Source organism: Pacificoceanicola algae (assembly GCF_049341065.1).
In the GTDB taxonomy this organism is placed as follows: domain Bacteria; phylum Pseudomonadota; class Alphaproteobacteria; order Rhodobacterales; family Rhodobacteraceae; genus Pacificoceanicola.
Genome location: NZ_JBMPIX010000006.1, coordinates 162,122 through 180,714 on the forward strand (window position 1 = coordinate 162,122; position 18,593 = coordinate 180,714).

The following is an 18,593-nucleotide window of genomic DNA, read 5'->3' on the forward strand; positions in this document are numbered from 1 at the left end:
CGAATTGTTTTGGCCGGATTGCGCAGGGAAGGGTGGTCACTTCCTCACAGTCGATGTTATTGCTCGGACAGCGTCTGTCGGCGAGAAGGGGTTTCCGCCGGAAGAGACTCTGCCGTATACCGATTGCTATGACCGATAATCTCGATGAAATACATCCCATCTTCCAGGGAGCTCCGCAGACAACGGAGTTCCGAAAGCTGCGCAAGCGGATAGTTCGCAACGTTCGCGAAGCAGTGGAACAATACGGCATGGTGGAAGGCAGCAATGCGCGCTGGCTTGTTTGCTTGTCTGGCGGAAAAGACAGTTACACGCTTTTGGCGATCCTTATCGAGTTGAAGTGGCGTGGCCTTTTGCCGGTAGACCTTCTCGCCTGTAACCTCGACCAGGGGCAGCCTGGGTTCCCGGCGACGGTGCTGCCCAAGTTCCTCGAACGGATGGGCGTGCCGCACCGAATCGAGTACCAGGACACCTATTCCATCGTCGTAGACAAGGTCCCGCAGGGTCGGACCTACTGCGCGCTCTGTTCGCGGCTGCGGCGTGGCAACCTCTATCGCATTGCGCGCGAGGAAGGCTGCAACGCGGTAGTGCTGGGCCATCACCGCGACGACATCCTCGAAACCTTTTTCATGAACCTCTTTCATGGCGGGCGCCTTGCGACCATGCCTCCAAAATTGGTGAACGAAGAAGGGGATCTTTTCGTTTATCGCCCCCTCGCCCATGTGGCCGAGGCCGATTGCGAACGGTTTGCCACCGCGATGAACTACCCCATCATCCCCTGCGATCTGTGCGGAAGTCAGGACGGTTTGCAGCGCCAACAGGTCAAGCAAATCCTTGATGGATGGGAGAAAAATTCGCCCGGTCGCCGTCAGGTAATGTTCAAATCCCTGATGAACATCCGACCTTCGCACATGCTTGACCCCAAGCTTTTCGACTTTGCCGGGCTAATGCGCGACAAAGGCGATGAAAATTCATTAGAAAACTGCGATCCGCGTTAAGAGCCGAGTTACCCATTTGGCCTAGGTTCCTCCCAAGATATTGGAAAGGACGCTTGATGAAGGCCGCTTTCAACGCACACCTCGGCAGAACGCGTATGGCTCTTCGAAGAGGGCTGTACGGGCCTCAGGCGCTTGCCTTTCTTCCAGCCATTGCGCTGGCTGCTTTCTGGCTTGGTGGTGAGGCTTTGTTGCTGGCCACCGCGCTGGGTCTTCCCCTGGTTTTTTTCCTTTCCGGCGGCTATTCCCGATCGCCCGATGCGTCGGATATTGGCAGGGCGCAGGTCGATCTCGTCAATAGCTCCGTGGCCAATGCCATGGCAAACGATGCCCTTGAAAGCGCACAAAGTGCGAACCTCGCAACCGCCTGCGTTTTAATTGAGATTGATGGTCTGGATGAAATTACGCAACGTGCCGGCGAAGCGACCGCTGAAACCCTGCGAGACCTGACGTTGACCCGCCTGCGGAACACATTGCGCCGCGATGACCGTGCGGTTCGCGTGAGCGATACCAGATACATGGCCCTTCTGGCCCCCTCACTCAGACTCGACCTTGAAGCCTTGTTGCAACTGTCGACGCGCCTGCAAACCTCACTTGAAGAACCCGCGTCGGTTGACAACTCCATGCGCTACCTGTCGGCCTCGATCGGGTTTTGTGGCAGTCCACGGCTGAAATCCGGCGCCACTGGCGAGCAGATGATCGAAGCGGCGCAGGTCGCTTTGGCCGAAGCGGTCGCCAACGGCCCCTCTGCCATTCGCGCCTGGTCGGACAATATGCGCGCAGCGCATTCGGCCCAAAAGTCCCTGCAGTCGGAAGTCGATAAGGCTCTCGACAATGGCCAGATCCAACCTTGGTTTCAACCTCAGGTCTGCACCTCGACCGGGAACATTAGCGGCGTTGAGGCGCTAGCGCGGTGGATTCACCCCGAACGCGGCATTGTTCCACCAGCGCAGTTTCTGCGGTGTCTCGAGGAATCGGGCAGGATGGACCGCCTGAACGAAGTAATTTTGCAGCACAGTATGACAGCTTTGCGCAGTTGGGATCAGGCCGGGCTGGATATCCCGCGGGTCAGCGTCAACTTTTCCGAGGTCGAATTGCGTGATCCGCGCCTGTCCGAGCGTATCCAATGGGAGATGGATCGTTTTGGTCTGACGCCCCAGCGGCTTGGCATCGAAGTGTTGGAAACCGTGATTGCCAGCTCGCCGGAGGGCATCGTCGCCCGCAATATCGTCGAACTGGGCAAACTTGGCTGCCACATCGACCTTGACGATTTCGGGACAGGCCACGCCTCGATTGCCGCACTCCGCCGGTTCAAGGTTCACCGCCTCAAGATCGACCGCAGTTTTGTGACCCGGATTGACCGCGACGAAGACCAGCACCGTATGCTTGCCGCGATCCTCGGCATGGCCGACCGGCTTGGCCTTGAGACACTGGCCGAGGGGGTCGAAAGCGTTGGCGAGCATGCCTTGCTGTCGCAATTGGGCTGTGATCACGTCCAGGGATTTGGCATTGCCCGTCCGATGCCAACAGATCAACTGGTGGAATGGGCAAAGGAATACGCGGTCAAAATTGCCGAGGCACAGATGATTGGCCGGAAGTCCGGTTGATCTCCGGTTTGGAGACACCAGCGAAATTTCAGCGCGGTCCAGACCCGCAACACGACTCTTTGAACGGCTGAAAGGGCGTTCTTGCGCGTCATTCCCGCTCCCCAACCCCGAATCCGCTTGACCTTTGGCCCCCGGGGCGTTTGAACCCGGCGAGTATTCTTGAAAGGCAAAGGCGGCTGTCCCCATGGACGATCAGAACAAGAACCTCATCCTCGCCACGGCTCTAAGCTTCGCGGTCATTCTGGTATGGTTCCTACTGTTCCCACCACCCGAACAACCGGTTCAGGATCCCAATCTTCCTGCGGCCGTCGAAACGCAGGCCGCAGAAGGCACAGATGTGGCCGCTGCTCCTGCAGTCGCCCCTGCTGATGCTGCCACGCCCGAGACCGGCGCTGTCACCACCGACACCACCGAGACGCCTCGCGTGGCTCTGGATACACCGCGTCTTGCGGGGTCGATCTCGTTGACCGGGGGGCGCATCGATGATCTGCGCCTGAAAGATTACCGCGTCTCTGTGCAAAAAGACTCCGAGATTGTGCAAATGTTGGATCCGGTCGGAAGTGACGCACCGTACTATGCTCTCTACGGCTGGGCGCCCGGCGCTGGCCTGTCGGCTGACGACGTACCCGGTGCGAACACCGCGTGGACAGTCGAAACCGGCGAAAGCCTGACGGTTGACACTCCGATCACTCTGCGTTGGGACAGCCCCGCAGGCCTGACGTTCCGCCGCACAATCGCAGTGGATGAGGATTACCTGTTCACCATCACCCAGGCCGTCGAAAACACCGGTGCCGGCACTGTCGCAATGGCGCCATATGGCGTTATCGCCCGCCATGGTGAGCCGAAAGACCGCAAGAAATTCTTCGTTCTGCACGAAGGTGTGGTCGGCATGGCGGACGGCACCCTGTCGGAAATAGACTACCAGGACATGCCCGATTTCAGCGTCTTGCCCAGTGAAGGCGCGCGCGCCGAGGTCACTCAGGTCACGGAAAACGGCTGGATCGGGTTCACCGATCACTACTGGATGTCGATCCTGATCCCGACTGCTGGTAACGCATTCAAACAGGTCGCGAAATATGACGAGCGCCGCGACATTTATCAGACCGAAACCGTTTTGCCCACGATGCAGCTGGCCCAAGGCCAGAGCCAGGAGGTCACTACCCAACTTTTCGCCGGGGCGAAGGAGTGGGAGACCATTCGCAAATACCAGAAAGCTGGCATTCAGGGCTTTGTCGACTCGATTGATTGGGGCTGGTTCTTCTTCCTGACCAAGCCGATCTTTGCCGTCCTGCATTGGCTGCATGGCGTAATCGGCAACATGGGCATCGCCATCATCGCGCTGACCCTGATCCTCAAGGCGCTGCTCTTCCCATTGGCATACAAGTCCTATGTCTCGATGGCGAAGATGAAGGAATTGCAGCCCGAGATGGAAAAGATCAAAGAGCGCGCCGGTGACGACCGTCAAAAGGTCCAACAGGAAATGATGTCGCTCTATAAGAAGGAAAAGGTAAACCCCGCCGCAGGCTGTTTGCCAATCCTGATGCAGATCCCAATCTTTTTCTCGCTGTACAAAGTGATCTTTGTTACGCTTGAACTGCGTCATGCGCCCTTCTTCGGCCCCTTTCAGGATCTTTCCAGTCCGGACCCGACCAGCCTGTTCAACTTTTTCGGTCTGCTGCCCTGGGCCGCGCCGGAACCGGGCAGCATCCTTGCGCTGGCCTTTATCGGCATTCTGCCGCTGCTTCTGGGGGTATCGATGTTCCTCCAGCAAAAGCTGAACCCGGCACCTGCCGATCCGACGCAAAAGATGATCTTTGCATGGATGCCTTGGGTTTTCATGTTCATGCTTGGCGGGTTTGCCAGCGGACTTGTGGTGTACTGGATCGCGAACAACACGATCACCTTTACACAGCAGTACCTGATCATGCGCAGCCAGGGGTACAAGCCTGACCTGCTGGGCAACATCACGGGCAAGTCACCAAAGCCCGGTACCTCGGACAAGAAATGACCATCAGCGTCACGGACATCTGGCGGTTTCCGATCAAAAGCCACGGGCGAGAGTCCGTGGCTTCGGTCAATCTGAGCGCCGGGCATGCCTTGTCGCCGCTGCGGTGGCGCGGCAACATCTGGTTCGATGGCGCGGCAGCTTGGGAAGAATTCGACTGGATCGACAAAGAGATCCAGATCGGTGAGGCCGTCCTGCGCGTCCGCGAACGCACTGATCGCTGCCTTGCCACACATAACAACCCCGAGACGGGCCTGCGCGACCACGATGTATTGCGCGCGCTCGACACATGGGGACACCGGGACTTTTCCGTCCGGGCAGAGGTGATCCGCGATGGGCGCGTGTCCCAAGGCGACAAGGTAATTCCACTATGACATCCCTTCCTTTCCCGCTGGCCGAAGCGCCGGATGATCAAGCCCTTGAAACCGGCCGCCTGCTTTTTGCTGGCGAGGTCGAATTCCTCAAAGGCGTTGTCGGCATGGACGGCTTGCCCGGCGATGATCGCATCGAGGTCTGCTTTGCGGGCCGCTCAAATGTTGGCAAATCCAGCCTGATCAACGCGCTGACCGGCCGCAAGGGAATCGCACGGGCCTCGAATACGCCGGGCCGCACGCAGGAGATCAACTTTTTTACATTGGGCGACCTGCGGTTTCTCGTCGACCTGCCCGGCTATGGCTATGCCAACGCGCCGCTGGCCGTGGTCGAGAAATGGCAGCGCTTGCTGAAACAGTACCTTTCGGGCCGGGTCAACCTGCGCCGCGCCTTTGTGCTGGTGGATCACCGTCACGGGGTCAAGCCGGTGGACGAAGAGATCATGACCCTCCTCGACCGCTCGGCTGTGACGTTTCAGGTGGTGTTGACCAAAGAGGACAAGGTCAAGGAAAAGGACCGCGCCAAGATCCTGGATCAAGTGCGCGAAAAGCTTTCAAAGCACCCTGCCGCCTACCCCGAGATCGTCGTGACCAGCAGCGAAAAAGGCGACGGGATCGCCACTTTGCGCGCGATCATCGCCGGGTTGGCCTAGAATTCCGGGCAAGACCGGGGCAAAGTCACTCATGACCCCCGACGGGACAGGAACATGAGAAAGCAAAGCATGAACCGAGATTGGATCGCCACCGCCCGGACCCTGTCCGAGGCGCTCCCTTATCTGCAACGGTACACTGGGGCCGTGGTCGTCGTGAAATTCGGCGGCAATGCCATGGGCGATGATGACGCCATGGCTGAATTTGCCCGCGACATCGTGTTGATGAGGCAAGTCGGAGTGAACCCCGTGGTCGTGCACGGCGGCGGGCCAATGATCAATGAAATGCTGAAACGGTTGAACATCGAATCGCATTTCGTGCGCGGCAAGCGTGTGACCGACCAGGCCACCGTCGAAGTTGTCGAGATGGTTCTGACAGGCCTTGTGAACAAACGAATCGTACAGGCGATCATGGACCAGGGCGGGCGCGCCGTGGGCCTGTCCGGCAAGGACGACGACATGATGGTCTGCGAGGCCGACGATCCGGAATTGGGTTTCGTCGGTAAACCGGTCGAGATGAACGTGCAGGTGCTGCGCGACCTCTTCAACGCCGGGATCATCCCCGTTGTTGCCCCTGTCGCCACCGGCATGAATGAAGGCGAAACCTTCAACGTCAACGGCGATACTGCGGCGGGCGCAATCGCAGGCGCCCTCCGAGCCGACCGGTTGCTATTGCTGACGGACGTGCAGGGCGTCAAGAACGCCGAAGGCGAGGTCGTGACTGAAATGACCCCTGATGACGTTCGTCGCATGACCGACGAGGGCGTGATCGCCGGCGGCATGATCCCCAAGACCGAGACCGCACTCAAGGCCATCGAGGATGGCGTTCGCGGCGTGGTGATCATCGACGGACGGGTATCAAATGCCTGCCTGCTCGAGCTGTTCACCGAACACGGCTCGGGGTCGCTGATCCGATCGACCAACCTGCCCCCTCGGGGATGACCACGCTGCATCGGCTGAACGAGCACGCGCAGGAGTTTGGTCTGCGCCTGCGCGGCGCGTTGCACCCGGACAAGGCAGATGTCGCGCCCGACGGCTGCGAAACGCTGATCCTGCTTGGCCCTGACGAACCGGCCTTCTGGGCCATATTCAACGCCTCATCAGAATATACTGACGGGGCCGCCGACCCGCTGGACCGTTGGTCACAACGCGTTCTGGGGCATTTGGCCCGCGACTGGGGTGGGACAGCAATCTTCCCCTCGGACGGGCCGCCCTACCCGCCGTTTATCCGCTGGGCCGACCGCTCGGGGCAGGCCTGGCCTTCGCCTGTCGGGCTTTTGGTACATGACGCGGCGGGCCTGTTCATCAGCTATCGCGGTGCCATCGCCTTGCCGGAACGGGTGGAGCTTGACCCGCGCGGCGCTCGTCCTTGTGACACCTGCCCTCAACCCTGCACCAGCGCTTGCCCGGTGGGCGCATTGAGACCTGGCAAGCCCTACGATGTTCCGGTCTGCATGGCGCATCTGCGCAGCCCTGACGGGACCGCTTGCCGAGATGGCTGCCTTGTCCGGCGCGCCTGTCCGGTCGTCCGCGCCTTCCAAAGATTGCCCGAGCAATCCGCTTTCCACATGGACGCCTTTCTGGGAGAGTGGCGCCCATGAAACGACTTATCCTCATGCGTCACGCTAAATCCGACTGGTCCTTCAACCTTGAGGATCACGCCCGCCCGCTGAACGCGCGAGGCCAACGGTCAGCCAAAGCCTTGGGGGATTGGTTGCGGGCGCAGGGATACATACCGGACCAGATTCTGTGTTCGGACGCCCAGCGCACGCGCGAAACGCTGACGCTGACGGGAATCGAGGCACCAACCGAATACAGCCCCGCGCTGTATCTGGCCGATACGCGCACCATGGTGGACGCGCTGCGGGATGCCTCGGGAGGCACCGTGATGATGATCGCCCACAACCCCGGCACCTGCGCCGTCGCGCATGACCTGCTGCGCGAAAAGCCGGTACACGACCGGTTTGATGACTGCCCCACCGGCGCGACGCTGGTTGCCGAGTTTGATATCGACACATGGGAAAAACTAGAGCCCGGCACGGGCCGGGCTCTGAATTTTATCGTACCACGCGACTTGCTGTCGTAGGGGCGGGTTTCCCGAAAGCCCCTGTCAGTGGCCGAGGATTTGGCTTAGGAACAGCTTGGTCCGTTCGTTCTGCGGGTTGTTGAAGAACTCTTCGGGTTCGTTCTGTTCGACAATCTGGCCCTGATCCATAAAGATCACGCGGTTTGCCACCTGACGGGCAAAACCCATTTCGTGCGTCACGCAGAGCATGGTCATGCCCTCTTCGGCCAGTTCCACCATGGTATCCAGAACTTCCTTGATCATCTTCGGGTCCAGCGCTGAGGTCGGTTCGTCGAACAGCATGATGCGCGGGCGCATACAAAGCGAGCGGGCAATGGCCACACGCTGCTGCTGACCACCAGAAAGCTGACCGGGATATTTGTCGGCCTGTTCCGGGATTTTCACCTTGGCAAGGAAATGCATCGCGATTTCCTCGGCCTCTTTCTTGGGTGTCTTGCGCACCCAGATCGGAGCCAGCGTGCAGTTTTCAAGGATCGTCAGATGCGGAAAGAGGTTGAAGTGCTGAAAGCACATGCCGACCTCGGATCGGATCTTGTCGATGTTCTTGATGTCCGAGGACAGCACCGTTCCATCGACCTCGATCCGGCCTTTCTGGTGCTCCTCCAGTGCGTTGATGCAACGGATCAGCGTGGACTTGCCCGACCCGGACGGCCCGGCGATGACGATCCGCTCACCGCGATAGACGGTCAGGTCGATGTCGCGCAGAACGTGGAAGGTGCCGTACCACTTGTTCATGTTCTGGATGGAAATGGCGACCTCGTCGGACACCTGCATCTGGACGTTGTGCGTATCGGGAAGAACTTCGTTCATATCTTCCACTCCTTTTCTAGCGCTACCGCTTTCGCAGCTTGAGCGCGTTATCGATGATCGGTGGCAAGCTGACGCTCCAGCCACTGCGAATATTGCGAAATGCCGTAGCAGACCGGGAAGAACATCAGGATCGCGAAACCCCAAAGCTCCCAGTAGACGCCGTTCCATTCGGTCGAGGCGAGGATCGGCCCGCGGATCATTCCTACGAGGTCGAACATCGAGATGACCGAGACAAGCGTGGTGTCCTTGAACAGGCCAACAGCGACGTTCACGATGCCGGGGATCGAGATCTTCAGCGCCTGCGGCATGATGATCAGACGCATGGATTGCGCGTAATCAAGGCCAAGGCTGTCTGCGGCTTCGTACTGGCCCTTTGGCAGTGCTGCCAGGCCCCCACGGATCACCTCGGCAATATAGGCCGATGAGAACATCGTGATCATGATGATCACCCGCAGGATCAAGTCAAAGTTGGTGCCCGGGGGCAGGAAGTAGGCCAGAACCACGTTTGCCACGAAAAGCAGGGTGATCAGCGGCACGCCGCGAATGAATTCGATAAAAACGACGCAAATCCACTTGATGATCGGCATGTGCGACTGGCGGCCCAGCGCCAGCAGGATGCCGATGGGCAGCGACAACGACACGCAGACCACGCCAAGGATAAAGTTCAGCATGAACCCGCCCATGTCGCGCGAGGGCACCGGTTCAAGCGCAAGGAAACCGGACATGGCGCCCGAGATAAAGCCGCCGATGAACCAAACCACAAAGGCCGAGAAGACCGCTGCGAAAAGGGCCCCGGCAAAGCTATTAGGCTCGATCTTTTTGAAGAACATATAGCCGACGATAAAGCCAACCAGCGCTATGATCGGTGTCAGGACCGTGCCCCCCCAGATCAGCCAGAAGGCCAGAAAGGGATAGAGCGCCGTGAACAGCAGCACCTTGCGCGGGACGTACATCGCGAAAAGCAGCGGGGCCGCGGCGACAAACAAAAGAACAAAGGCCAGCGTCGGACGCCAGTATTGTGTCTCGGGATACTTGAACCCGAACAGCAGTTGGTTCCAGCGTTCTGTCAGAACCGAGAAACAGCCCCCTGTCGCACCATCCAGAATTTCGCGGCATTCAGCGAGCGAGTCGGTTGACCAGACACCGCCAAGGAACCACGGCAGGAAACCTGCGAGGATCTTGTAGATCAGGAACAGAGCCACAAGCGTCAGGATCGCATTGAACCAGTCAGGAAACAGGTTGGACCGCACCCATTTGACGGCTCCCGCCTCGGAGGCAGGCGGCGCCTGCTGCGGCAGAATGGTGTCGCGCACGTAAGCGACAGTTTGTGCATGCGTGTCACTCATGTCAGCGCTCCTTCAACCGAACGGTGTTGTTGTAGACGTTCATGATTGTCGAAATCGACAGGCTGATGATCAGATAGAAGAGCATCAGCAGCAGCACACACTCGATGGCGCGGCCGGTCTGGTTCAGCGTAATGCCGCCCAGCGTCCCGGTCAGATCCATGTAGCCAACGGCAATGGCCAGCGAGGAGTTCTTGGTCAGGTTCAGGTACTGCGAGATGACCGGCGGAATAATGACGCGCAGCGCTTGCGGCAAGATCACGAGGTTCATGATCCGCCCCGGACGCAGACCAAGGCTGGCTGCGGCTTCGGTCTGCCCACTGCTGATCGCGAGGATACCGGCGCGCACGTTTTCGGCGATGAAGGCGGCGGTATAGATCGAAAGCGCCAGCCAAAGCGCGACAAACGAGCCGAGGATCGCGGTGCCGCCCTGCAGGTTGAAGCGGTTGGCGAGCGGGTCGGGCCGGTCCAGCGTGATCGGCTGGCCGAGAATTAAGAAGACGACGAGCGCCGGCAGGATGAGGATCGCCAGAGACGGCCACCCCATCGGCAGCAGCTTGCCTGTGTCATAGAGCAGCTTCGTGGCGTAGCGGCGATAGGCAAAAACACCGATGATGGACGCGAGAAAGACCCCAAGCACCACCCATCCGGCGGGTTCGAACACCAACGCCGGAACATAGACACCGCGGTTGGTAAAGGCGATCATGCCAAATATCAGGTTCCGTTCGGGATCTTCGCCGAGGTAATCCCGCGCAGAGGGCATGACTGCGGTCATCACGAAGTAGATGATCAGGATCCAGATCAGCACCGGCACATTGCGGAAGATCTCGACATAGACGGCCATGAGCTTGGAGATCAGCCAGTTCTTCGAAAGGCGCAGAACGCCGACAATCACACCGATGACCGTGGCAAAGAAACAGCCCAGAACAGCGACAAGTAACGTATTGAGCACACCGACCATCGCGGCCCGCAAATGCGTAGACTGGCTATCGTACTCGATCAGGCGCTGGTTGATGTCATAGCCGGCAGGCTCGCCAAGAAATCCGTAACTGATGTTCAGACCGGCAGCGGCAAGGTTCTCGATCAGGTTCAAACCCAGATAGGACATCAGGCCAATCAGGCAGAACAGTGCGATGAACTGGAAAGTATAGGAACGGTAGCGGGTGTCGTTTATCAGCTGAGAAAGCCGAAACGACTCGACCGGTGGGTCGGTGAGCGTCGACATATGTTAATCCCTGTTTCGTCCGCAATTATCGTAACCTGCGGTTGCCCCGCTCTGCGTGTCACGGCGGAATTCTCGTTGTTCTTAAAGAGAAAAAGGGCGCGGATGACCCGCGCCCTTTTCTTTGGTCAATTTAACGGAACGGCGGAGTGTAAAGCAGGCCGCCTTCGGTCCAGAGCGCGTTCAGGCCGCGCGACAGACCAATCGGGGTGTTCTCGCCGATGTTCTTTTCGAACAGTTCGCCGTAGTTGCCACCGGCCTTGATGGCACGAACGGCCCAATCGGAATCAAGACCAAGCATCTCACCAAGGTTGCCCTCGGTGCCAAGAAGGCGGTTGATCTCGGGGTTCTGCGTGCCAGCCTTCAGCTCGTCGATGTTGGCCGAGGTGACGCCCAGCTCTTCGGCTGCGATCAGCGCGTTCAGCGTCCAGCGTGCGATGTCGCCCCACTCATTGTCGCCATGACGGACCAGCGGGCCGAGCGGCTCTTTCGAGATGATCTCGGGCAGAACCACGTGCTCGCTCGGGTTTTCAAAGGCGGCGCGGGTCGCTGCAAGGCCAGAGGCGTCCGTGGTGTACACGTCGCAGGCACCTTCCAGGTACAACGGCTGAGCTTCGGCGTTGGTTTCGATCGGAACCGGCTCGTAGCTGATGTTGTTGGCGCGGAAGAAGTCCGCGAGATTCAGCTCGGTGGTGGTGCCGGTCTGGATACAGACGGTCGCGCCATCAAGTTCCTTTGCAGAGGAAACACCCAGCGCCTTGGGCACCATAAAGCCCTGACCGTCGTAGTAGTTGATCCCGACGAATTCGAACTTCAGGTCCACGTCGCGCGAGAAAGTCCAAGTCGTGTTACGGGCCAGCAGATCGATCTCGCCCGAGGCGAGTGCGGTGAAACGCGTTTTGCCGGTGGTCGGAACGAATTCAACAGCGGTCGCATCGCCCAGCACGGCAGCGGCGACTGCGCGGCAGACGCCAACGTCAAATCCATCCCATTCGCCATTCGCATCCGGCGCGGCAAACCCGACCAGACCAGTCGTCACACCGCAGTTCAACTTGCCGCGCGCTTTCACATCGTCCAGCGTCGCAGCAGAAGCCGCAGTGGCGGCAAGGCCTGCAACGGTCAGTGCGCCAAGGATTACGGTTCTTTTCATGTTAACCTCTTCCTGTTTTTCCCACCTCAAGGGCGGTTTTGGATGCCTGCATCGCAGGCGCTCATTAACAAAGGACAGACAAAATCGTCCAATAGGCAAGAGTTTGGGCGGATTCCTGCTGTAAGGTCAACCCAAGATGCCTAGTAAACTGGCGCTAATAACCTGATTGCCCAAAGGTCAATCGCCCGATTTCCACTCGGTTCTGCCCTTGGATCAGCGTGCCAAGTGGTAAAACCGGGAAGCGTGCAGGAATTCGGCCCTTTTGTACTCAGCCAATTGACTTGCCTCATCATCCTTGCCCCACTGCTCTTCTTGCCAGGTCTCATCGACGCGCGAAAGCAGCCAGATATCCCCGGCCGGAAGGTAGGCATGAGCGGCGGCAAACCCCAGCACCAAAGAGCCGGACAAAGACACCAAGTCGTGAAAGGCAGCGAGCTCAAATGGACTGAGGTCATGCACCTGCGCGGCCAGCCGGGTCAGCGACTCGGGCGACTGCGGCGCGTGGATCACACCGGTTCTGGGTTCCAGCCGGGCTCCCAGCGCCTCGTCGGCCCAATCAAGAACCGGATCCCAGGCATGTGCCTGCCGGGCAATCAATTCTTCGGGATGCGCGGCGCGATAGCACAGCAAATCTGCGTCGCCATAGGCGGCCAACATCTCTGCCACTTCGGCGTGTTGCGTCGCAACCTTGTCGAGCGCAGAATTCGCCGTGCGGGTAAAGGGCATGGTCGCCGGGTTGACCTTGTCCTCTTGGGCCTGCCATTCGGCCGCAATTTCACTGGCCAGCGCTTCGGTCGGAACAACCAATGGGGTCTTGGCCGGCGTCTTGACGCCGCGCCCATCCAGAAGAACGGTATAGCCGCCCTCTGCGGGATGAATGTCCGTATTTTGCCAAAAGCGTTTCGGGGCCCATTCGCTCATGGTCAGTGCTCCAGTAACTCAAGTATCGCGGCCTCGAGGGCAACGGCGTCCTGCACCAGACGATCCGCGCCAGCAAGCGCCTGTGCCGGGTGATAGCCCCAGCCAACGGCGATGGCCTTCAGGCCCGCCGCACGGGCCATGTCCATATCATAAGAGGTGTCGCCGATCATCACGGCATGTTCGCGCGCGACCCCGGCTTCGGACAGTGCCGTCATCAGCATCGAGGGGTGCGGTTTCGAGGGGTGATCATCTGCCACTTGCGTCGTGACAAAAAAACGGCGCAACTCGAGGCTGTCCAGAAGCGCGTCCAGCCCGCGGCGGGACTTGCCTGTCGCGACCCCCAGCAGCAATTCGTCCTGCTGGTGCAAACGCTCCAACAGCGCGGCGATCCCGGGATACAGCGGTGAAGCCCCGGCGCCACCGCTTTGGCGCAGCTCGAAATAGCGCTGCTTGTAGGCTTCGACCATCTGCCCGAGAGCGTGTTCATCCTGCTCAGGCGCCAGAGCCGCAACGGCTTTAGGCAGAGAAAGGCCAACAATCCCAAGGATTTCGGCACGGGTGGGCGCGGGCTGGTCAACCGCGGCAAAAGCCGCCGCCATTGCCCCAAGGATATCGCCCTGACTGTCGACAAGCGTGCCGTCAACGTCAAAGACCACCAGTTTCAGCTCGCTCATTGCAAAGCCTCGAAGGGATCGTCAGCGGCAAAGCTTTCTTCCCAGCCAAGCGTGTCCCAGCTGTGGGCCATATGCTCTGGCAAGGCGGCGGTCACGGTGATCTCTTTGTGGGTGATCGGATGTTCGAAGGTCATCGACCGCGCGTGCAGATGCAGCTTTTTCGAGATCACGCCACCCAGTTGCGCGCCCCAGCCATCGCCAAGGTTTTCCTGACCGGAGCCACCATACTTACCGTCACCGATGATCGGGTGCCCGATCTCGGCCATATGGGCGCGCAATTGGTGGGTACGTCCCGTAAGTGGTTCCATCGCCACCCATGCGGCACGGCTGGCGACGCGGTAGAGCGTGGCATAAAGCGTATGAGCCCGCTTTGCGCCCGGCGTCGCGTTCATCTCGCGCGGATGCACGGCAATCATCTTTTCGCCTTCGCCCTTGTGGCCATGACCCGGCGCCTTGACCAGACCAAAGCGGATTTCACCAAGGTAAGGCGTGGGGACCCCAGCGACGAGCGCCCAGTAGATCTTGCGGGTTTCGCGGTGGCGGAGCGAGGCTGTCAGGCCTTTTGCTGCCTCGCGCGTGCGGGCCAGAAGAAGTACGCCAGAGGTGTCCTTGTCCAGCCGGTGGACAAGGCGCGGCTTTTCCTCAAGGCCAAATCGCAGCGCTTCGGCAAGGCCGTCAACATGCTTCACCTGCTTGCTGCCACCTTGGGTCGGGAGGCCCGGTGGTTTGTTCAGCGCAATGACAAAGTCATCCTTGTAGATCACACAATTGCGGATCATCTCGGCATCGGCGGCGCTGATCTTGGCCTCAGGCTTGGCCTTGGCGGCTTGTTCCGCGGCGACCTGTTCGGGTTCTGGCAGTGGCGGGATACGGACCTGCTGGCCAACCTCAAGGCGGCTGGAGGCCTTGACGCGGCCGCCGTCCACACGCACCTCGCCCTTGCGGCACATCTTTTCGATGCGGCCCTGCGAAACGTGCGGGAAAAGCCGTTTGAGCCAGCGGTCAAGGCGCTGATCCCCGTCGCCGGGGCCGACTGTGATGGTCTGAACGCGGCTCATGTGGCGATACTCCGGGCGATGAGAAGGCCAGCGACAAGCGCGGCCAGAGACAGGACAAGCGAGGCCGCGACATAGGTGCCGGCAGTGACGATCTGGCCGCGCTCGTACAGTGTAATGGCATCCAGAGAGAATGCCGAGAAGGTGGTGAAACCGCCGAGAAGGCCCGTCATCAGGAAAGGCGCATAGCGGTTGCCGCCCAAATGGGCTAGCGCGACGACCAGAACGCCCATGGCGAAAGAGCCGACGACATTCACGATCAGCGTGCCCCAGGGGAACCCCCTTCCAAGAAGATGGGATGCCGTGAGACCGGTCAGATAACGGGCGCTGGCGCCGATGGCGCCGCCGAGGGCGACTTGGAGAAGGGGTGTCATTGGGCTGCTGTCGCGCGTGTGGCGCAGGTTGTCAAGATTCGGGGGCTCTGCCCCCGGACCCCCGAGGTATTTTGGGCCCAAAGAAGCCAGGTCGCGGACTACTTTGCGTTGCGTTCGCGCCGCAGACGGGTGAAGTAATCGACGCGCTTGCGCAAATCGCGCTCAAATCCGCGTTCGACCGGGTCGTAATAGGCCTCGCGCGCCATATCGTCGGGGAAATAGTCCTGACCGGAAAAGCCATCTTCAGCGTCGTGGTCATAGGCATAGCCCGAACCATATCCCTGATCCTTCATCAGCGCTGTCGGGGCGTTGAGAATATGTTTCGGAGGCATCAAGGAGCCGGTTTTCCGGGCCGCCGCGCGGGCCGACTTGTAGGCGACATAGGCCGCGTTCGATTTGGGGGCGAGGGCGAGGTAGACCAGCGCCTGGGCGATGGCCAATTCCCCTTCGGGACTGCCGAGCCGTTCATAGGTTTCCCAGCTCTGCAGGCAGACCGCCTGCGCCTGTGGGTCCGCAAGGCCGATATCTTCGACCGCCATGCGGGTGATGCGGCGCGCCAGATAGCGGGGGTCTTCGCCCGCCTCCAGCATGCGTGCATACCAGTAAAGCGCGGCGTCAGGGTCTGAACCACGCACCGATTTATGCAGCGCCGAGATCAGGTTGTAATGCCCGTCCCCGCCCTTGTCGTATTGCGCGGCACGCTTCATCAGGCGGGTGGTCAACTGATCGGTGTTGAGTTTGTCCTGCGTGCGCCATGACATCACCTGTTCGACCAGATTGAGAAGCGCGCGCCCGTCGCCGTCCGCCATTTCCAGAAGCGCCTCGCGCGCGACGCCGTCCAGCGGAAGAGCGCGATCCAACTCTTGCTCGGCGCGTTGTACGAGGCGCTCCAGATCGCCAAGGCTGAGGCGTTCCAGCACCAGGACCTGACTGCGCGACAGCAAGGCCGCGTTCAGCTCGAACGAGGGGTTTTCCGTGGTCGCCCCGACCAGCAGAATCGTGCCGTCCTCCATATGGGGAAGAAAACCGTCTTGCTGGGCCTTGTTGAACCGGTGGATTTCGTCGACGAACAGCAAAGTGCCCTGCCCGGTCCGGCGGCGCAGCTTGGCGGCCTCAAAGACTTTTCGCAGCTCGGGCACGCCGGTGAAGATGGCGCTGATCTGGACAAAATGCAGGTCGGTTTCATCCGCCAGAAGCCGCGCGATGGTGGTCTTGCCCACCCCCGGCGGCCCCCAGAAAATGATCGACCCAAGGGCGCCAGAGTCGAGCATGACGCCCAAAGGGGCCTCGGGGCCAAGCACTTGCTCTTGCCCGATGACATCGCCGAGGGATTTCGGACGCAGGCGATCGGCCAAGGGCCGGGGTGCGGTGTCAGGCGCGCCCGGATCAGCGCTGTCGAACAGATCGGCCAAGGCTCAGATCCGGAAACGCAGGACAAGCCTGCGGTTGCCGCGCTGCGCATCGATCTGGATTCGAGGGGCCGCGTCGCGCAGCAACGCGTCAACTTCGGTCGGGCTGACGATATCCACGCCGTCGATGGCGTTCAGAATATCACCCTGTTGCAAACCCGCACGGGCGCCGAACGGGCCGGGGTCGAGGACGACAATTCCCTTGGCCTGTGTGGACAGGCCCATTTCCGCGCTCACAGCCGGGTTGATCCGTGCAAGGCTGAGGCCGGGAAGAACGCCGTCTTGATCAATAACGGTACGCTCGGCGGGCGGTTCATCCGGCGGAGGGATCATCGCGACCTTGGCGATTTCCTGTTTGCCGTCGCGGACATAAGTGATTTCGGCCTCGGCGCCGATACCGCGCACGGACATTCGATAAATCATCTCGGGCGGTGTGTTCACCGGCTCACCGTCCACCGCCAAAACAACATCACCGGGCGTCAGCCCTGACGCGGCAAAGGGGCTGGCGGGGTGCATCTGCACGACCACCACACCGCCGGGCACACCAAGGCCAAGACTGTCAGACAAATCCGCGTCAACCGGTTGTCCTGTCATCCCGGCCCAAGGGCGCTGAAAACCGGTCTGCCCGTCGCGGGCCTGCTGGACGAACTGCTGCACAAGCGCCGAAGGAATGGCAAACCCGATCCCGTTTGATCCGCCCGAGCGCGTCAGGATTGAGGTGTTCACCCCGATCAGCCGCCCCGAGACGTCGATCAAAGCCCCGCCAGAGTTGCCGGGGTTGATAGGCGCATCGGTCTGGATGAAGTACCCGCGACCGTTGCCGGTGGCCGTGCCGGTGCGCGCGAGGCCCGAAACGATGCCCGAAGACACTGTTTGGCCAACGCCGAAGGGGTTGCCGATGGCCAGAACCAGTTCACCGACTTCGACGGTCTCGCTGTTGCGCAAATCGAGGAACGGCATGTCCTTGGCATTTTTTAGTTGCAAGATGGCCAGATCCGCCTCTTCGTCTGCCAGCAGGACATCGGCTTCGAATTCGCGGCGGTCGTTCAGCACCACGCGAATGTCAGTCGCCTGCCCCACCACGTGGTAGTTCGAAACGACATACCCGTCCTCAGACAGAATAACCCCGGAACCAAGCGAATTCTGCACCCGCGGTCGGGCCTGAAAGTCGCGAAACAGCCCGCCGAACAAAGGATCGCCCGCGAAGGGGCTACGATCCTGCACGACACGGCTGGCATAGATGTTGACCACCGCCGGGGCGGCCTCTTTCACCAAGGGGGCGAAGCTCAGCGAAATTTGCGCCTGACTTTGCGGAACTTGCTCGGCTGCGGCCTGAAGCGGCAGAAAAAGGCAAAGCAGAATCGTTGCAGTACGGCGCATGAGAGACCTCCTGATTGTGATGTCAGGGATATGTGACTCTGGGATCACGAACGCAAGAGCGCGTGTTTGGCCGTCAGGGTGATGCGATCCAGATAGTCGGCCTGTGTCCAGCCGCACTGATGGCGCAACTGTTCCCATTGGCGGACCGAAAGGAGCGTCCACAACATGTCGGTCGCCGCCTCTTCACTCCACACCGGATCGAGATGACCGTCCTTGGCCAGTGGCCTTGCAGCTGTGGCGCATTGAGCGCGCCTCGGCATCGCTGTCCATCAACGCCATCAAGGCACGACCAACACCGTAGATCTCGGAGATGTAGCCGACCCATGCCGCGATGCAGATCCGGCCACAGGCGATTTCAAGGTGGGCTTTGGACCAGGCGAGCGCGGCCTCAAGCTCAAGATCACCAAATCTGATGTTGCCGCAATCCTTGCCCGCCGGCTTGAGGACATGCGGTTTCGCCGGATGGCGGTCGCCATCTCGAACTGAGTTCGTTGAACCAAACAAAAAAGGCCGATCCCTTCGGATCGGCCTTTCGCAATTCAGG

At 60.2% G+C, this 18,593-nt stretch carries 20 protein-coding genes; 8 read left to right on the forward strand and 12 right to left on the reverse strand.

What is annotated here, in order from left to right:
* The first annotated feature begins 128 nt into the window (after positions 1–128).
* From ttcA to ACOYQJ_RS11325, 8 genes are all read left to right on the forward strand, one after another.
* The gene (ttcA, locus tag ACOYQJ_RS11290; protein WP_422906282.1) at positions 129–995 is read left to right on the forward strand and encodes a tRNA 2-thiocytidine(32) synthetase TtcA; all 867 of its coding nucleotides are present in this window, start codon (positions 129–131) and stop codon (positions 993–995) included.
* A 95-nt stretch (positions 996–1,090) separates the two neighbouring features.
* Positions 1,091–2,599: a putative bifunctional diguanylate cyclase/phosphodiesterase gene (locus ACOYQJ_RS11295; RefSeq protein ID WP_422906125.1), complete on the forward strand. Its 1,509-nt coding sequence runs from the start codon at positions 1,091–1,093 to the stop codon at positions 2,597–2,599.
* Positions 2,600–2,783: 184 nt separating this feature from the next.
* The gene (yidC, locus tag ACOYQJ_RS11300) at positions 2,784–4,607 is read left to right on the forward strand and encodes a membrane protein insertase YidC (protein WP_422906126.1); all 1,824 of its coding nucleotides are present in this window, start codon (positions 2,784–2,786) and stop codon (positions 4,605–4,607) included.
* Entirely contained in the window at positions 4,604–4,978 is a 375-nt protein-coding gene (locus ACOYQJ_RS11305; protein WP_422906127.1) for an MOSC domain-containing protein, read from the forward strand. Before yidC ends, ACOYQJ_RS11305 begins: the two co-directional genes overlap by 4 nt.
* On the forward strand, positions 4,975–5,628 hold the full coding sequence (gene yihA, locus ACOYQJ_RS11310) for a ribosome biogenesis GTP-binding protein YihA/YsxC (RefSeq protein WP_422906128.1): 654 nt from the start codon (positions 4,975–4,977) through the stop codon (positions 5,626–5,628). Before ACOYQJ_RS11305 ends, yihA begins: the two co-directional genes overlap by 4 nt.
* A gap of 54 nt (positions 5,629–5,682) precedes the next feature.
* Positions 5,683–6,567: an acetylglutamate kinase gene (argB, locus tag ACOYQJ_RS11315; RefSeq protein WP_422906129.1), complete on the forward strand. Its 885-nt coding sequence runs from the start codon at positions 5,683–5,685 to the stop codon at positions 6,565–6,567.
* Positions 6,564–7,226, forward strand: a complete 663-nt coding sequence (locus ACOYQJ_RS11320; protein ID WP_422906130.1) for a 4Fe-4S dicluster domain-containing protein — start codon at positions 6,564–6,566, stop codon at positions 7,224–7,226. The genes argB and ACOYQJ_RS11320 overlap by 4 nt, the downstream gene beginning before the upstream one ends.
* On the forward strand, positions 7,223–7,711 hold the full coding sequence (locus ACOYQJ_RS11325) for a SixA phosphatase family protein (protein ID WP_422906131.1): 489 nt from the start codon (positions 7,223–7,225) through the stop codon (positions 7,709–7,711). The genes ACOYQJ_RS11320 and ACOYQJ_RS11325 overlap by 4 nt, the downstream gene beginning before the upstream one ends.
* A 24-nt stretch (positions 7,712–7,735) precedes the next feature.
* Here ACOYQJ_RS11325 and ACOYQJ_RS11330 read toward each other — a convergent pair whose 3' ends face one another.
* The 12 genes from ACOYQJ_RS11330 to ACOYQJ_RS11385 form a co-directional block, all read right to left on the reverse strand.
* The gene (locus ACOYQJ_RS11330) at positions 7,736–8,521 is read right to left on the reverse strand and encodes an amino acid ABC transporter ATP-binding protein (protein WP_422906132.1); all 786 of its coding nucleotides are present in this window, start codon (positions 8,519–8,521) and stop codon (positions 7,736–7,738) included.
* A gap of 47 nt (positions 8,522–8,568) precedes the next feature.
* Entirely contained in the window at positions 8,569–9,867 is a 1,299-nt protein-coding gene (locus tag ACOYQJ_RS11335; RefSeq protein WP_422906133.1) for an amino acid ABC transporter permease, read from the reverse strand.
* Between the two features lies 1 nt (position 9,868).
* Positions 9,869–11,089: an amino acid ABC transporter permease gene (locus tag ACOYQJ_RS11340; protein ID WP_422906134.1), complete on the reverse strand. Its 1,221-nt coding sequence runs from the start codon at positions 11,087–11,089 to the stop codon at positions 9,869–9,871.
* 130 nt (positions 11,090–11,219) lie between these two features.
* Positions 11,220–12,236, reverse strand: coding sequence for an amino acid ABC transporter substrate-binding protein (locus ACOYQJ_RS11345; RefSeq protein ID WP_422906135.1), 1,017 nt, complete (start codon positions 12,234–12,236; stop codon positions 11,220–11,222).
* Positions 12,237–12,449: 213 nt separating this feature from the next.
* The gene (locus ACOYQJ_RS11350; RefSeq protein ID WP_422906136.1) at positions 12,450–13,157 is read right to left on the reverse strand and encodes an ATP12 family chaperone protein; all 708 of its coding nucleotides are present in this window, start codon (positions 13,155–13,157) and stop codon (positions 12,450–12,452) included.
* Between the two features lie 2 nt (positions 13,158–13,159).
* A complete protein-coding gene (locus tag ACOYQJ_RS11355) occupies positions 13,160–13,831 on the reverse strand; it encodes an HAD-IA family hydrolase (RefSeq protein WP_422906137.1) in 672 nt (223 codons plus the stop codon).
* On the reverse strand, positions 13,828–14,889 hold the full coding sequence (locus ACOYQJ_RS11360) for an RluA family pseudouridine synthase (protein ID WP_422906138.1): 1,062 nt from the start codon (positions 14,887–14,889) through the stop codon (positions 13,828–13,830). Before ACOYQJ_RS11360 ends, ACOYQJ_RS11355 begins: the two co-directional genes overlap by 4 nt.
* Positions 14,886–15,260, reverse strand: coding sequence for a fluoride efflux transporter CrcB (crcB, locus tag ACOYQJ_RS11365; RefSeq protein WP_422906139.1), 375 nt, complete (start codon positions 15,258–15,260; stop codon positions 14,886–14,888). The genes ACOYQJ_RS11360 and crcB overlap by 4 nt, the downstream gene beginning before the upstream one ends.
* Positions 15,261–15,358: 98 nt before the next feature.
* A complete protein-coding gene (locus tag ACOYQJ_RS11370) occupies positions 15,359–16,672 on the reverse strand; it encodes a replication-associated recombination protein A (protein WP_422906140.1) in 1,314 nt (437 codons plus the stop codon).
* Between the two features lie 3 nt (positions 16,673–16,675).
* Positions 16,676–18,049, reverse strand: a complete 1,374-nt coding sequence (locus ACOYQJ_RS11375; protein WP_422906141.1) for a trypsin-like peptidase domain-containing protein — start codon at positions 18,047–18,049, stop codon at positions 16,676–16,678.
* A 44-nt stretch (positions 18,050–18,093) separates the two neighbouring features.
* On the reverse strand, positions 18,094–18,216 hold the full coding sequence (locus ACOYQJ_RS11380) for a hypothetical protein (RefSeq protein WP_422906142.1): 123 nt from the start codon (positions 18,214–18,216) through the stop codon (positions 18,094–18,096).
* A 16-nt stretch (positions 18,217–18,232) separates the two neighbouring features.
* Positions 18,233–18,553 carry a hypothetical protein gene (locus ACOYQJ_RS11385; RefSeq protein ID WP_422906143.1) on the reverse strand — a complete coding sequence of 107 codons (321 nt, stop codon included), beginning with the start codon at positions 18,551–18,553 and terminating at the stop codon, positions 18,233–18,235.
* Between the last annotated feature and the right edge of the window lie 40 nt (positions 18,554–18,593).

What these genes read in the sequence shown, in the direction of transcription:
- ttcA (WP_422906282.1), top strand. Translation starts at nt 129, where the DNA reads ATGACCGATAATCTCGATGAAATACATCCCATCTTCCAGGGAGCTCCG.
- ACOYQJ_RS11295 (WP_422906125.1), top strand. Translation starts at nt 1,091, where the DNA reads ATGGCTCTTCGAAGAGGGCTGTACGGGCCTCAGGCGCTTGCCTTTCTT.
- yidC (WP_422906126.1), top strand. Translation starts at nt 2,784, where the DNA reads ATGGACGATCAGAACAAGAACCTCATCCTCGCCACGGCTCTAAGCTTC.
- ACOYQJ_RS11305 (WP_422906127.1), top strand. Translation starts at nt 4,604, where the DNA reads ATGACCATCAGCGTCACGGACATCTGGCGGTTTCCGATCAAAAGCCAC.
- yihA (WP_422906128.1), top strand. Translation starts at nt 4,975, where the DNA reads ATGACATCCCTTCCTTTCCCGCTGGCCGAAGCGCCGGATGATCAAGCC.
- argB (WP_422906129.1), top strand. Translation starts at nt 5,683, where the DNA reads ATGAGAAAGCAAAGCATGAACCGAGATTGGATCGCCACCGCCCGGACC.
- ACOYQJ_RS11320 (WP_422906130.1), top strand. Translation starts at nt 6,564, where the DNA reads ATGACCACGCTGCATCGGCTGAACGAGCACGCGCAGGAGTTTGGTCTG.
- ACOYQJ_RS11325 (WP_422906131.1), top strand. Translation starts at nt 7,223, where the DNA reads ATGAAACGACTTATCCTCATGCGTCACGCTAAATCCGACTGGTCCTTC.
- ACOYQJ_RS11330 (WP_422906132.1), bottom strand. Translation starts at nt 8,521, where the DNA reads ATGAACGAAGTTCTTCCCGATACGCACAACGTCCAGATGCAGGTGTCC.
- ACOYQJ_RS11335 (WP_422906133.1), bottom strand. Translation starts at nt 9,867, where the DNA reads ATGAGTGACACGCATGCACAAACTGTCGCTTACGTGCGCGACACCATT.
- ACOYQJ_RS11340 (WP_422906134.1), bottom strand. Translation starts at nt 11,089, where the DNA reads ATGTCGACGCTCACCGACCCACCGGTCGAGTCGTTTCGGCTTTCTCAG.
- ACOYQJ_RS11345 (WP_422906135.1), bottom strand. Translation starts at nt 12,236, where the DNA reads ATGAAAAGAACCGTAATCCTTGGCGCACTGACCGTTGCAGGCCTTGCC.
- ACOYQJ_RS11350 (WP_422906136.1), bottom strand. Translation starts at nt 13,157, where the DNA reads ATGAGCGAATGGGCCCCGAAACGCTTTTGGCAAAATACGGACATTCAT.
- ACOYQJ_RS11355 (WP_422906137.1), bottom strand. Translation starts at nt 13,831, where the DNA reads ATGAGCGAGCTGAAACTGGTGGTCTTTGACGTTGACGGCACGCTTGTC.
- ACOYQJ_RS11360 (WP_422906138.1), bottom strand. Translation starts at nt 14,889, where the DNA reads ATGAGCCGCGTTCAGACCATCACAGTCGGCCCCGGCGACGGGGATCAG.
- crcB (WP_422906139.1), bottom strand. Translation starts at nt 15,260, where the DNA reads ATGACACCCCTTCTCCAAGTCGCCCTCGGCGGCGCCATCGGCGCCAGC.
- ACOYQJ_RS11375 (WP_422906141.1), bottom strand. Translation starts at nt 18,049, where the DNA reads ATGCGCCGTACTGCAACGATTCTGCTTTGCCTTTTTCTGCCGCTTCAG.
- ACOYQJ_RS11380 (WP_422906142.1), bottom strand. Translation starts at nt 18,216, where the DNA reads ATGTTGTGGACGCTCCTTTCGGTCCGCCAATGGGAACAGTTGCGCCAT.